We start from the raw sequence: 13,546 nt of genomic DNA, 5'->3' as shown, positions 1-13,546 counted from the left end.
GTGTCATGTATTTTTCAATGTTTCTTATGTAGGTAGTGTCATCTTCTGGAGATTTTTATCCGTTCTTCCAGTATGCCCGGAAATCCTAACCTAAAGAGCATTATAACGTAAAAAAACAATGCTTGCATTACTGAGCCATCGGCCTCATCCGAAACTTTCCCGAAGTATTAAATATGTAGAAACGCGGCGGATCACCTCGAAAATTTTTAAGATTTTCCTGTTGAATTTACGGGTAATAAAGAATAGTTTTGGTCATTTTGGAGAATCCTATCCATAAGGTGGTGGTAAAATTGAAAAGGAAAGCAGTGGCCTTTACTACGATTCTTTTTACATTTATCGGTGTTGGGTGGATGGTTGAATCACAGGATCGGTTTAACCGGGGCATCATCGAAACAGATGATCCGTCAACCGCCAATTTACAGCCTGTCCGTTACGACGGAACAGGGGAGATGGAGGAAGTACCGGCGAATAATCAGAGGATCCGCCAGCCGTTCAGGTCGAGGGAGTACATCCGGATTGTGCCGAGCAGGACACCTTACACAAACGAAGCACTGGATTGACTGTCTTTTCATGTCCGCGTGGGAGAGGCAGTCATTTTTTATGTTTTGACTTTATACGTTAAGACAAAGTACCCAGGATTTTCTTATCAATACCCTTTTCAAGATTCTCATAAACGATTATGATGAAAGTGCTGCATGGAATAATCGTTAGGAGAGTTCTCAATTGAAGAATACATATTTAACAAGCTATCTGCCGCTGTTTGCCATCCTATTGTTCAGTTTGACCTTTTCCGTTTACGGGGTGGATGTGCTAGTCGATCTATTTAAAAAAATCGGTGTTTATCCCGGGATGCGGGAATTCCTGTCTGATATTCAACTGAAATTTGTCTTGCTCATCCTGCTCATGATCGTCTTTTTCATGGTATTTGCAGCCTTGAAGCTAATTGCGGAAACGATCAACGGCGTCTCAATGCTTTTCTTCTCAAAAGATTCGGAGGGACAACTATATAACCGCGTCAGGTCCGGCTCGATGATTTATTTTATCGGCGGTCTCGTCTCAAGCGTAAGCCTGAAGTCTTTTATGGGACTGCTCATCATTTTTGCCGCCACCTCGATTGTGTATTTTGTGTACTTTGTTTATAAAATCAGTGTGACGGTCTCGAAAGCAGGGATCATCGGTGTCATCACCCTGCAATTATTCACTTGGTCCTCTTTGTTCTTGACGGTTTTTCTAGTGATTTTAAAATTATATAACGGTGTCATGGCGAGCCTGCCGATTATGTCGAAGGTGAAGTTGTGACTGGTGCTTGAGGAGTATGAAACAGTGGTTTTGTACTCTTTTTTATGGTGTTTGAGCTTTTCGGAACAGGAGGAACTTTTTTAAAAGAATGACGGCTCCAATTTGAAACCTGCCAGGTATTCTATACCCTTCTCCATAAATGGATTTGAGTCTGATCTTGCTGGTCGATCGTTTTTTTCTTTGTTGTTATGGAGAGTGGATTGAAGTGGAGTGCACATCTGCTATTTGGGGCGTATTTTTTATGGAAAAAAGCAGTCTCGTCGAGAATTTGTGCCTTTCATTGAGCTGATTGAGCCTCTTCCCGGAATAATTAGACCCCATAAAAAATAATTGTGCCTTTCCCCGGGCCTATTACACCCCATAAAAAAATAATTGTGCCTCTCATCAAACTAATTGCACCCTTCAATTCAATAATTATGCCCCTCATGTCGAATTTCCTTTATCGGGCCATGGCGGACCATGGAGACAGGTACAGTGACACTTTGATTGACCTGTAATAGGCCAGTTCAAGCATTTTATTGCAGATCCTGATTCAAAAAAAGCGCCCGGAGAAGCTTTTAACGAGTTCGGTTTTTAAAGTGCAAATTTGAATTAGCAGTGTTTTTCGCACGGTAAATTCCAGTTGAATTAGTAGACATTCTAGCAGTGAAATTAGCAAGTCTAAAAGCACGGAGCCATTATGCTTGGAGCTTTTTTATCATCATTCTTTGCCCTTAGGTTGAACAAGGAGAGCCGGTTCCCTGGCGTTTGAAAATTAGCGGAAGAATTCCGTTTAAATCGATAAATGCCGCTATTTCACGAATAATAGCCGGAGTTTTTCCGCTTATATTAAAATATCCGTTACATATTGTTCAATATTGAGCAGTTAAGCGGAACTTCTCCACTTATTTCAGCGTTTTAACCCTCCTCCTGCTGCCTTAGACGGAATTTCTCCGCTAATAAATCTCCGCCAAAATGGGATCATATAAGCAGTAAACATCATTTTCCCCCAAATCTAAATTAAACAAAACTGCCCCGTTAGTTGAATATGCCCCCCTATTATTTTAACAAAAATATCCAAAATCCTGTTTGGTTTTCTTAGCAATAAGCACTCGAATACACACGCTGCCAATAACTTCTGTCACCTTGCTAAAAGGGGTGCGAATATTCGGGTGCTTAAATTCCTATGGTCATTGAAAACCTTGATATCAACAAAAATCAGCAGTCCAATTTAGTTGCGAATTGGACTGCTGATTTACGGGCGAATCAAGTTTTTGTACTCGAAAACAGACTCCGTTAAGATGCTCTCCGGGCGTTATTTCATGATATTCTGCCATATCTTATGGCTGGGGCGCAATTGTTCGATCCGGCTCATGTTCTGGGGGATGTCATGGCCGACCCAGACGCCGGTTGTGTAGTCGCTTGTCAGGCCCAGCACCCAGTAATCATGATAATTATTGGTGGTGCCTGTTTTGATGCCGACATACGGCTTGGAGACGTATGCTGCCTTTCCTGTGCCGTTTACTGCGGCACCTGCGAGCATCTGTCTCATTTTTTTCGTGGTATCCTTTGACCAGACCTGCTTCGATTCGTCCTTCCATTTATAAAGTACCTTTCCGTTTCCATCCGTCACATTCACGATCGCATGGCTTCTTGTGTAGCTTCCATCTATGAAGGAAGTGTAGGCATCCGTCATTTCGAGCGGGCTTAAGCCATTGGTGAATCCCCCGATTGCAGCCGCATACGTGCGGTCTTTTCCACTCAGGCGTTCGAATGAAAAGGCTGAAAGCTTGTTGAAAGCTTCTTTGACACCGACTTTTTCCATCAAGCGGAGAGCGGAGGTGTTGTAGGACTGTGCGAGAGATTGAGTCAGCGTGACAGTCCCTGCCTGTACACCGCCATAATTGATTGGGCAATACTCTCCAATACAATAATTATCAGCGCTCACCTTTTCATAAATGGACGCTCCGGTCTTCTCCAGGTACGGAGCATAGACAAGGAGCGGTTTAATGGAAGAACCGGGCTGTCTGTATGCTTGAAATGCATGATTGAAATTGTATTTTTGATACTCTTTACCGCCTGTTAATGCAGCGATCCTTCTCGTCTCATTATCAATCGTGACGGAGGCTCCCTGGAGTTTGTCAAGGTTCAGACCGTTGTTCAAGGCATTGACGCTTTTCTTCTGAAGTGCAGGATCCAGGGCAGTCTGGATCCTGACGCCGGAAGCAATCACGCTTTCAACCCGTTGATTGAGCTTTTGAATGATCTGTTCCTTTTCCTGCGGGGAAGAGGCTTTTTCGATCTTTGTTTTATAGCCTTCATGAAGAGAGATCAGCTCCCGTAATTCTTCCTCCACATAAAAGGCATAGTCAGGAAAACGGTCGATTTTTTTGCGGATGTTGAGCTTGATCGGTACATCCTTCAGCTTGTCCGAGTCCTCTTTCGAAAGCTTTTTTCCATCCACAAGAATATCAAGCAGGCGTTCCTGACGGATTTTCGTCTGATCGAAATGATCGACCGGATCGTATTTGCCCGGGTTATTCGGGATGGAAGCAAGGAATGCCATTTCTGCTTTATTTAATTCAGAGACACTTTTTTGAAAATAGTACTGTGACGCCGTTTCGATCCCGTATACGCCGTTACTGAAATAAATCACATTAAGATACAGCTCAAGAATTTCATCTTTCGACATGGATCTTTCAATTTCGTGCGCATAAAAAAGTTCAGTCAACTTACGGTTGTACGTCTTTTCCTGTCCTAAATACAGGTTTCGCGCAAGCTGCTGGGTAATCGTGCTTCCTCCCTGCTGAATATGCGTGAAGACCAGATTCTTCACGACCGCCCTTAAGATGGCCCCGGCATCGAAGCCGACATGTTCGTAAAAGTGCTGGTCTTCTGAAGCGACCAGGATCTCTTTTACAAAAGGGGGGATTTTCTCATCTTCCGCATATAACCGAAAGGGGCGGTTCACTTCCGAAAATACATTTCCGTCTTTGTCCAGCAGAAGACTTGTTTTATTAAGGTTCAGCTGATCCGTATTCACGGTGTCTTCAAGTTCATCCTGAAACCCCTGGACTTTGGCGACTTCTTCGGTCGTAAAGAACAGTGAGGTGAAGAACAAAGCCATAAAACAAATCACTGTCAGAAATCCTGCAAACACTCTCATACTTCCACTCTACTTTTCTAGTAATCTTGATTCACGTGACCGTCAACTTCTGAATGTCTTATACTCCACCATAATAATCCAAATGCCCCCAAGAATAAAGCACCAGTTACATAAAAAACGGAAGAAATTCCAATATATCCGGAAACTGTGCCGCCGAAGGCAGGTCCAATCACATTCCCGAGGAACCGGAAGCTCTGATTATAGCCCAAGACTTCCCCCTGCATGCTGAGCGGTGCCTCCTGGCGTATATAGGCGGTGACACATGGGATCATGCCGCCGATGGCGATACCGAACAAGAAACGGAGGAAAACGAGCTGCCAAAGCTCGGTCACAAGCGCCTGCGGCACGATCAATATGGAGGCAAGCACGAGCAGGATGGACAGGACCTTCTCATACCCGATCTGGTCTCCGAGATTTCCCCATTTACGTGTAGCGATGAAGTTCCCGAAGCCGGTTGCCGAAAACGCAAGACCCGCTAAGAAAGCAAGGTTTGAAGATGAAGTAAGTTCACTTACATACAGGGCGAGAAGCGGCTGTATGCTGAAATTCGCGACTTGGATGAGCAGCGACAGAATGATCACAGTCACAAGAAGTTTGTGACTGAATATGTGACTCAGTACCTGCCTGCTTGAATATTTGTTTTGCTTATTCCTCTGTTCCTTATCCCTCTGTTCGTTTATGCCGAACAGGACCACAGTGGCCGCAATGGTGATTGAAATCGCCGTGAAGATAAAGGTATAAGAAAAACCAACATTATCAGCAAGGATCCCGCCGATGACAGGACCGAACAAACCGCCGGATACCGTTCCCATCTGCAAGGTGCCCAGTATTTTGCCTGCTTCTTTCTTGGATGTCTGTGAAGAGATGAGTGCCATCGATGTAGGAATGAACCCGGTGACTGCCCCCATCAGCATCCTCAGAATGAACAAACCATGAACGGACTCCATAAAGCCCATAAAGAAAATCGACGCGGCAATCCCATATCCCGTGATCAGGAGGATGGGCTTATAACCGTAACGGTCCCCGAATCTTCCCCATAAAGGAGAAACGAAGAATGCCGTCAAAAACGTGACGCCAAAAACAAAGCCGGACCACTGCTGGACATATTCAGCACTATAATCGCCGAATGTCTCAATATACAGGGACAAAAAAGGCAAGATCATCGTGGCGCTGGCAGCCACTAAGAAATTCGCCGTGACCATGATGACAAGATTCTTTTTTTCTATTGAAATGATGAACACCTTCTCAATTATTATTTATTTCGGATTACTAAATATCTATTTTATAAAAGATTCCCGCATGAGTCCACTGAATGGAATCTTTTCTGTTTGTTTGAAAGGATTTAGTCATAATTTTCAAGGGGAACATGATATAATATAAGAATAAGAATTATGTTCACTGGTCATACAGGCACAGCGGTATAAGTGGACATAAACACGTTCGTATACACTATAGTAATCTACCAGCAAGAAAATTGGGGTCTGTACAAGATTGAGGAGGGAGTTACGTGGTAAAAGCAAAGCAGCTTGTGTTCATTGACTTTGAGTTTTCAATGCCTGAACGAAATAGAGTCCCCAAAGGCTTTTTCCCTGAAATCATCGAAACAGGTGTTGTGGTGGTTCAGAATGGGAAGGTGACAGATACGTTTTCAACTTATGTAAAACCATCTGCCTTTCCCAGACTAACCAATCGATGCAAACGATTCTTATCGATCACGCAAAATGAAGTGGACGGAGGTATCTCTTTTCAGACCCTCATTGATTATTTCAATCAGCTGAACTCAAAAGGCATTGAAAAAGTCGTCACCTGGGGGAATATGGATATGAAAGTGCTGAGGGATAATTGCGCCCAGTGGGGTATCGTATTTCCATTTCAAGCCCAATTTGTCGATTTATCGATGGAATATAAACGATTTTTCGGAGACCAGAATCAAACAGGGCTTTGGAAAGCTGTCCAGGAGTATGGAAGGGAAGGGGTCGGCAAGCATCACAAGGCACTTGATGACGCGATGACCACCCATCATATCTACAACCTGGTGGAAAAAGATAAAAAATATCTCGATAAAGCCGAACCGACCACCATCGGCGACCGGATTGATTTGAGCAAGCTTTATAATCAGCTCGCTTAATATAAAAAACGTGCCGCTCATATAATGCGGCACGTTTTTTCGTATGTTCAGAGTTTAAGATTGAAACGTCAATCCATACATCAATTCGTACTCCCGCTGCACTCCCGCCAGGGCTTCAAGACTTTTCAGCGCATGCGGGGAACCGTCAGTTTCCAGTTGCTTTTTCAGGTCGCCGAATGCAGTGAGAAGGGTCTCATTATAATCCGGGATATCCCCTTCATAAGGCTTCACCATCTTTTCAGGCATATTGGCCTGTTCCCGGTGAGCGAGTGCCTTCCTTTCATGAAACAACGGTACCTCCACATCGGCCGGATTGTGCAAGTCACCTTGCCGTGGATGCTTGAGTACGGCAAGGATTCTTACCACATAAGCGCCCGGACGCTCACCCGTCACCTCACCGATGTATTTTCCTGTCTTATAAAAAGCCGTGACTTTATCCCCTATTTCAAAATTTTGCAAAAAAAACCCTCCTCTTCATTGTCTAAGTCTATTATAATGGAACACAAAGTGATTTTGATGGCACTTACAATAAAAGTAGCATGTGGAGGTACATAAATGAAGCGATTGGCACTATTATCCTTGTGTCTGATAGGTTTAATCCTGGCCGGATGTGGACAAACAGAGAAAGATGAAAGCAGCAAAAGCAAACCTGCTGAAACAGAAGAAAAAACATCTGGAGAAGAAACTGGAGGAGATCAAGAAATGACATACCCGCAATTGACAACAGAAGTGGCTGAAAATGAAAAAGTAGTAGATATGAAGACATCGATGGGCAATATAAAAATAAAATTATTCCCTGAACAGGCTCCGAAAACGGTTGAAAACTTCATCACCCACAGCGAGAACGGCTACTATGACGGATTGAAGTTCCACCGGGTCATCAAAGATTTCATGATCCAGGGCGGAGACCCGAATGGTAATGGAACAGGCGGGGAAAGCATCTGGGGAGAGTCTTTCGAAGACGAATTCTCCAAGCAGCTTTTCAACATCCGCGGAGCACTTTCAATGGCGAACGCAGGCCCCGATACAAATGGAAGCCAGTTCTTCATCGTCCAGAACGATGAAATGAACCCTGGTTTCGAAGAGAAGATGAAGGAAGCGGGATTCCCGCAGGAAATCATCGATGCCTATATGGAACGCGGAGGGACCCCGCATCTTGACTTCAAACATACGGTATTCGGTCAAGTCATCGAAGGCATGGATGTCGTCGATAAAATCGCAAACGTCGAAGTGGGAGAAAATGACGCTCCGAAGGAAGACGTGATCATTGAGAAAATCACTGTAGAGAAATAATTTGATAAGACCCCCCTTATTCGAAATCCGGATAAGGGGATTTTTTATGGCGGGTTGTCGCTTATTTCCTCGGAAATTGTCGGAATTGGGGAGATAGGAGTTTCAGTATAGGGAGAGGGGGGAGCCCGGATTCCCCCTAAGCGTGGTGGAGCCTGCGTTTTATTCGGCATCTGACGAACAGTGGGCCGTTCATAGAATCGTTAAATTAATCTTATATGATATTGGTTTCTGCAATTTTATCTTGGTATAATGGTGAAAGAGTTTGTGGATAGACGAAAGGAGCTTGTTATGCTTTCTTCATTTGTATTGAATTTGTTTTTGTACTTTCCGGAAGATAAGACAGAATATATCCCGGCCGCAATTTGGATGGCGATCTTTTTCATATTAACAATATTGACATTCCGTTTGATTAAAAAGGTTTCAAAGAAGGAAGAGCTTAAGACGAAAGCAATCGAAGACGAAATCAGGCAGAAGAATCGGGGAACTGAATAGCAGTTAGAGCACACCGGGATGTGATGCCGGTGTGTTTTTTTATTGCCGGGGTTAGGATGTGGTGGGCGGGGGCAAAGTTTCGAGTTTGTGTCGATATATGTAGAATTGTCGGTAAGTGGCTGAGTTTTTGCAGGTGAATTCAAATTTTCGTTGATATCTCTTCAAAAATTGCTGATAAACTTTCAAAAACGTTGATTAACATAAATCCCTCCTAAACTCCCTAAACCATTTATAACCCCATCCCTGAAAATCCTCTTCCTGTAAGAATACTTTCCCTCCAACTAGTCAAAAATGGAGAATGAGTATGTACATTTGGAGGAATCTGAGATGAAAAAGAATATGTTATTATACATATCCGTGGCGTCGGTGCTTCTCGGGGCATGTGCCATTGAAAATCCGAAGAAGATGGAAGTCGATATGAAAAATGAAACGGGTGATTCGCTCGGGAAGGTGATCCTGCAGGAGGTGGCGGAAGGGGTGGAAGTGGACCTTGATCTTGAAGGGCTGCCGCCGGGAGAACACGGCATCCATTTTCATGAAAAAGGAGTGTGCAAGCGTCCGGATTTCGTAACTGCGGGCAATCATTTCAATCCGGATGATAAAAAGCACGGCCTGCTTCATCCCGAAGGAGCCCATGCCGGCGATCTGCCGAATATCATCGTGGAAGATGACGGGGTTGCGAAGGTGAAGCTGATGGCGCCTATCGTGACGATGACGAAAGGAAAGACCTCTTTATTTACGAAAGACGGCACCTCCCTGATCATCACCGAGAACAAAGACGACGGTATGACGCAGCCGGCAGGGGATTCCGGGGCAAGGATCGCCTGTGGTGAAATCGCGAAGGAAAAAGAGAAGAAGTAAAAATAAGAAAAGCCCTCTGGACCGATGTTTCGGTGCAGAGGGCTTTTTTCTGTGCAACTAAATCAGTCCGACTGGGGTAATAGAGTTGATCATCCAAGTGCCTTTCGCAGTCTTTCCAGTCCATCCATCAATATTTCACGCGGACAGGCGATGTTCATCCTCACAAAGCCTTCGCCGCCTTTTCCGTATTTAGGTCCGGATTCGAGCCCCAATCTGCCTTTTTCAAGCAAACGCTCCTTCAGTTCATCGTCTGTGAGGCCAAGCTTGCTGCAATCGATCCATAGGAGATAGGTTCCCTGTGGTTCAACAAGGTGCAGGTCAGGCAGATGTTCATCGATAAATGATTTTGTGATGGCGGCATTTTCGGCCAAATAATCCAGGATGTTTTCAAGCCATTTTTCTCCGTGGCGGTAGGCGGCTTCCATGCCGGTGATACCGAATGTGTTCAGGGTGAAGAAGCCCTGCTTTTTATGGACGCCTGCGATTTTTTCTCGGAAGTCCTTGTTCGGTGTGATCATGGCTGATGCCTGCAGACCTGCCAGGTTAAAGGTTTTGCTTGGTGCGATGAGGGTGATGGTCTTATCCGCATCGCTTTCATCGAGGGATGCAATCGGGATATGGGTATGCTCTTTGTAAACGAGATCGGAATGTATTTCATCCGAAACGATAATGACATTGTATTTCTTACAGAGTTCTGCCATCTTGGTCAATTCCCCGCGTGTCCATACACGCCCGCTCGGATTGTGCGGGTTACAGAGCAGGAAGACTTTAACACCTTTTTTCAATGATTCTTCAAAGTCCTCGAATGAAATGCTGTATGTGCCGTTTTCATAGGTGAGCGGAGCATTTTCGATGACGCGGCCGTTTTCCTCGGTCATGTTGAAGAACGGCGTATAGACAGGGGATTGCACCAATACTTTGTCACCGGGTTCCGTCAATGCCTGAATGATTGTTCCGATAGCCGGTACAACACCCGGACTGTACTGCAGCCAGTTCTTATGTATATCCCAGCCGTGCCTCTTCTTGACCCACCCGGTAATCGCTTCCGCTGGTCCTTCCCCAACAAAGGTATAACCGAAAATTCCATGTTCCAATCGGTTCTTGAGGGCATCCGTCACCTCTGCAGGGGGAAGGAAATCCATATCCGCCACCCACATCGGGAGTACATCTTCTTTTCCGAATACCGTCTTGGTCATATCCCATTTGACGGAGGAGGTCCCTTTTCGATCAATTATTTTTTCAAATCCACTCAACATCATTAACCCCTTTCCGGCTGAAAAATTAATAAACACCTGAAGCTTTCAAGCGGTTCAAATCACCGGCAGCTTCTGGATCACACATATACTAGTTTCATCTTATTATGTAATTCGAAAAGTTGAAAATGATTTGTTTGTCAGTTTATGAAGGAGCCGCGCATGATTGAATGTTGCACTAAGCGGCGCGGATCCTATATTTAACATAATAGATGCAAAGTCTTCCCTTTACGTTTCACTCAGGAGGGCAGAGGGGATTCCCTTTTCAAACTGCTGACGTTCCTGTCTTACGTATCCTTCTGCTTCAGAGTTGATGAATTGCCGGATATGTCCCAGCACTTCTTCAGGCTTTTCTTCGGGAACCAGATGTCCTGTATCCTTCAATACGACAAGCTTTGATTGAGGAAGGTCCCCCGCAAGCCTGTGGCCGGTCGAGAGCGGCACCACCCTGTCATGCTCACCCCAGACGAGCAGGCAGGGGGTCTCTATTTTCTTCAATTCCCGGATGGACAGGTCTCCTTCCCGGTCCCGTATCATGCGGGTCAGTGCTTTAAATATGTCATCTTCAAGGAATGGCTTCATATAGCCGAACATCATTTCATCATCGATGAGATCTCTGTTGTGAACGACATTCTCAAGGTTTTTGCGGATCCCGGAACGGGTCAGCCAGAGCTTTACATACAGGTGGAAAAGAGGAATGCGGCTTGCCATCATGACGGGCCATTTCATTTTTTTCAGATATCCTGAACTGCACAGGAGAATGCCTTTATCGACGAGCGAAGGTTCTTTCTTCATAACATTCAGTGCAATCTGTCCACCCATTGAATGTCCGGTCAGGTGGATATTACGTACGTTAAGGTGGTCGAGCAGTGAAATGACAGTAGTGGCAAGATTGTCATAGGAATAGATGAAACGCTTGGATTTGTCGCTGCTTCCGAATGGGGGTAGATCAATCGAAACGACATTATACGTTTCTTTCAAAAGAGGAGTCAGCCGTCTGAAACTGAAAGATGAAGATAGAAATCCATGTAGAAGAACGAAGGTTTCGGAGGCTGTCGGGTGCTGGTGGTATTCATAATAAACTTGGGCTCCATTCACATTTACCGTTCTTGCAAAATCGTTTTCCTGCATGATTCGTCACTCCCCTGAAAGTGGTTTTATCGTATTTTACCCTTTTTCAGCTATTTAACACCTTTTTACAATTTGATTTCAGAATAGCAAAAACCGGCAGGATCCCTTTTTATTTCTGCAGCTTCTGCTATAATGGTACCATTTAGGTGATATGAAGGAGGAGCATTATGCAGCTTAGCGGATTGGAGCTTGATTTACTTAGGATATTACAGAAGGACGCCAGAATTTCATCAGAGAGTCTGGGAAAGATGCTTCAAGTATCAGCTGAAGAAGTGGAAAACACCCTTGAAAAGCTTGAGAAGGAAAACATTTTGGTCCGATACAGCTCGATTGTGGATTGGTCAAAGGTCGAGGGGCATGAAGGTGTAACCGCGATGATCGACGTCAAGGTGACTCCCAAGCGGGGCGTCGGCTTCGATGAAGTGGCCCAGAGGATATATCGATACAAAGAGGTTAAAAGCGTGTATCTCATGTCGGGTGCCTATGATCTGTCGGTGACGGTGGAAGGGCGGTCCATGAATGAAGTAGCGAAATTTGTGTCAGAGAAACTCTCTACGCTGGATTCAGTCATTTCCACCACGACTCATTTTCAGCTGAAAAAATATAAGCATGACGGCACCATCTTCGGTGATGCCCAAGAAGACAAGCGGATTGTGGTGTCGCCATGACGACCAAGACATCCTATATAGCGAAGGCGGTGGAGAACCTGAAGCCGTCAGGCATCCGCCGATTCTTTGATCTGGCAGCCAATATGGAAGGTGTCATCTCACTTGGGGTGGGGGAACCGGATTTCATTACATCCTGGACGGTAAGGGAAGCGGCCATCCTTTCATTGGAGCAGGGTTTCACATCTTATACGGCGAATGCCGGGCTGCTGGAACTGCGTGAAAAAATAAGTGGATATATGAAGAATGGCTATGGAGTCGAGTATGATCCCAACACTGAAATCATTGTGACAACAGGGGCGAGTCAGGCACTGGATATCAGCATGCGCGCCATCATCGATCCGGGTGATGAAGTGGTGGTCGTCGAGCCTGGATTCGTATCGTATGTCCCGCTTGTGCAGCTCGCAGGCGGAACACCCGTCACGGTTGAAACAAAACCTGAAAATGGATTTAAACTCACTGCCGAAGAACTGGAGGAAGCGATTACCGAAAGGACGAAGGCTGTTCTTCTGTGCTCGCCCAATAATCCGACAGGTACCGTGTTGGAACGGGAAAATCTTGAAGAGATAGCAGAAGTCATCCGACATCATGACCTTGTCGTGCTGTCTGATGAAATTTATTCAGAGCTTGCCTATGACGAAGGGCATGTTTCAATTGCGTCCCTCTCCGGCATGAGGGACAGGTCAATCGTCATCAACGGATTCTCAAAAGGATTTGCAATGACCGGATGGAGACTCGGTTTTATTTGCGCACCGGTTGAAATTGCTGCCCCGCTGTTGAAAATCCATCAGTATGCGATGATGTGTGCTTCGACCCCTGCACAATATGCTGCAGTCGAGGCGCTTGATAAAGGAATGGAAGAAGTGCTTGAAATGAAGCGAAGCTACCGCCATCGCAGGCATTATTTTGTTGATTCCCTGAATGAAATGGGACTCGGGTGTCATCTTCCGGGAGGGGCATTTTATGCATTCCCGTCAGTAGCCAAAACCGGACTGTCATCAGAAGAATTTGCAGAAAAACTTTTAATGGAAGAAAAGGTGGCAGTCGTTCCCGGCAATGTGTTCGGCAAAGGCGGGGAAGGACACATCAGGTGCTCCTATGCGTCTTCGATGGAACAGCTGCAGGAAGCGGTGAAGCGGATGAAGAGGTTTGTTGAGAATCATAGTTAAAGGAGAACCAGGTGCCAATTTTTTGGTGCCTGGTTTTTTCGGTGTGCCAGGCATGCACACACTCTATAGGGTTGAAGTCCCGAGCCGTGAAGGTAGTAGTAGCGGTTAGC

The 13,546-nt window shown here is 45.3% G+C and carries 13 protein-coding genes; 8 read left to right on the top strand and 5 right to left on the bottom strand.

From position 1 onward, the window contains the following. Positions 1-290: 290 nt before the first annotated feature. Together ACKA06_RS20440 and ACKA06_RS20435 are read left to right on the top strand one after the other, a co-directional pair. Positions 291-560 carry a hypothetical protein gene (locus ACKA06_RS20440; protein ID WP_058299710.1) on the top strand — a complete coding sequence of 90 codons (270 nt, stop codon included), beginning with the start codon at positions 291-293 and terminating at the stop codon, positions 558-560. A gap of 163 nt (positions 561-723) precedes the next feature. After that, positions 724-1,299 (top strand): DUF5366 family protein, encoded by a 576-nt coding sequence (locus ACKA06_RS20435; protein ID WP_411160526.1) that lies wholly within the window; start codon positions 724-726, stop codon positions 1,297-1,299. Between the two features lie 1,294 nt (positions 1,300-2,593). On the opposite strand, the gene ACKA06_RS20430 is transcribed toward ACKA06_RS20435, so the two are convergent. Together ACKA06_RS20430 and ACKA06_RS20425 are read right to left on the bottom strand one after the other, a co-directional pair. Further along, positions 2,594-4,444 (bottom strand): transglycosylase domain-containing protein, encoded by a 1,851-nt coding sequence (locus ACKA06_RS20430; protein WP_411160525.1) that lies wholly within the window; start codon positions 4,442-4,444, stop codon positions 2,594-2,596. Positions 4,445-4,461: 17 nt separating this feature from the next. Next, entirely contained in the window at positions 4,462-5,676 is a 1,215-nt protein-coding gene (locus tag ACKA06_RS20425) for an MFS transporter (protein WP_411160533.1), read from the bottom strand. Positions 5,677-5,951: 275 nt separating this feature from the next. Between ACKA06_RS20425 and kapD the strand changes: the two genes are divergently transcribed. After that, positions 5,952-6,572: a 3'-5' exonuclease KapD gene (kapD, locus tag ACKA06_RS20420; RefSeq protein WP_197669317.1), complete on the top strand. Its 621-nt coding sequence runs from the start codon at positions 5,952-5,954 to the stop codon at positions 6,570-6,572. A gap of 54 nt (positions 6,573-6,626) precedes the next feature. On the opposite strand, the gene ACKA06_RS20415 is transcribed toward kapD, so the two are convergent. Then, positions 6,627-7,031, bottom strand: coding sequence for a kinase-associated lipoprotein B (locus ACKA06_RS20415; protein ID WP_032086388.1), 405 nt, complete (start codon positions 7,029-7,031; stop codon positions 6,627-6,629). Between the two features lie 243 nt (positions 7,032-7,274). Here ACKA06_RS20415 and ACKA06_RS20410 point away from each other — a divergent pair, with 243 nt between their 5' ends. The 3 genes from ACKA06_RS20410 to ACKA06_RS20400 all read left to right on the top strand — a co-directional run bounded on the left by ACKA06_RS20410 (position 7,275) and on the right by ACKA06_RS20400 (position 9,218). After that, a complete protein-coding gene (locus ACKA06_RS20410; RefSeq protein WP_156522540.1) occupies positions 7,275-7,865 on the top strand; it encodes a peptidylprolyl isomerase in 591 nt (196 codons plus the stop codon). 264 nt (positions 7,866-8,129) lie between these two features. Then, positions 8,130-8,357 carry a hypothetical protein gene (locus tag ACKA06_RS20405; protein WP_318293572.1) on the top strand — a complete coding sequence of 76 codons (228 nt, stop codon included), beginning with the start codon at positions 8,130-8,132 and terminating at the stop codon, positions 8,355-8,357. A gap of 327 nt (positions 8,358-8,684) precedes the next feature. Further along, a complete protein-coding gene (locus ACKA06_RS20400) occupies positions 8,685-9,218 on the top strand; it encodes a superoxide dismutase family protein (RefSeq protein WP_198257903.1) in 534 nt (177 codons plus the stop codon). Between the two features lie 89 nt (positions 9,219-9,307). Here ACKA06_RS20400 and ACKA06_RS20395 read toward each other — a convergent pair whose 3' ends face one another. Together ACKA06_RS20395 and ACKA06_RS20390 are read right to left on the bottom strand one after the other, a co-directional pair. Further along, on the bottom strand, positions 9,308-10,477 hold the full coding sequence (locus ACKA06_RS20395; protein WP_032086384.1) for a MalY/PatB family protein: 1,170 nt from the start codon (positions 10,475-10,477) through the stop codon (positions 9,308-9,310). Positions 10,478-10,699: 222 nt separating this feature from the next. After that, positions 10,700-11,602, bottom strand: coding sequence for an alpha/beta fold hydrolase (locus ACKA06_RS20390; protein WP_081941012.1), 903 nt, complete (start codon positions 11,600-11,602; stop codon positions 10,700-10,702). A 167-nt stretch (positions 11,603-11,769) separates the two neighbouring features. On the opposite strand from ACKA06_RS20390, the gene ACKA06_RS20385 reads away from it, so the two are divergent. Next, complete coding sequence (locus tag ACKA06_RS20385; protein ID WP_411160524.1) at positions 11,770-12,270, top strand: Lrp/AsnC family transcriptional regulator; 501 nt, start codon at positions 11,770-11,772, stop codon at positions 12,268-12,270. Next, a complete protein-coding gene (locus ACKA06_RS20380; protein WP_214871984.1) occupies positions 12,267-13,436 on the top strand; it encodes an aminotransferase in 1,170 nt (389 codons plus the stop codon). The genes ACKA06_RS20385 and ACKA06_RS20380 overlap by 4 nt, the downstream gene beginning before the upstream one ends. Positions 13,437-13,546: the final 110 nt, after the last annotated feature.

This window comes from Rossellomorea oryzaecorticis (assembly GCF_045897515.1).
GTDB classification, from domain to species: Bacteria; Bacillota; Bacilli; order Bacillales; family Bacillaceae_B; genus Rossellomorea; species Rossellomorea enclensis.
Note: the sequence above shows the minus strand (reverse complement) of the source record. Positions and strands in the feature narration are given on the sequence as shown.

Excerpts from the sequence above, each read along its gene's own strand:
- ACKA06_RS20430 (WP_411160525.1), bottom strand. The coding sequence starts at position 4,444 with ATGAGAGTGTTTGCAGGATTTCTGACAGTGATTTGTTTTATGGCTTTG.
- ACKA06_RS20400 (WP_198257903.1), top strand. The coding sequence starts at position 8,685 with ATGAAAAAGAATATGTTATTATACATATCCGTGGCGTCGGTGCTTCTC.
- ACKA06_RS20395 (WP_032086384.1), bottom strand. The coding sequence starts at position 10,477 with ATGATGTTGAGTGGATTTGAAAAAATAATTGATCGAAAAGGGACCTCC.
- ACKA06_RS20390 (WP_081941012.1), bottom strand. The coding sequence starts at position 11,602 with ATGCAGGAAAACGATTTTGCAAGAACGGTAAATGTGAATGGAGCCCAA.
- ACKA06_RS20410 (WP_156522540.1), top strand. The coding sequence starts at position 7,275 with ATGACATACCCGCAATTGACAACAGAAGTGGCTGAAAATGAAAAAGTA.
- ACKA06_RS20380 (WP_214871984.1), top strand. The coding sequence starts at position 12,267 with ATGACGACCAAGACATCCTATATAGCGAAGGCGGTGGAGAACCTGAAG.
- ACKA06_RS20385 (WP_411160524.1), top strand. The coding sequence starts at position 11,770 with ATGCAGCTTAGCGGATTGGAGCTTGATTTACTTAGGATATTACAGAAG.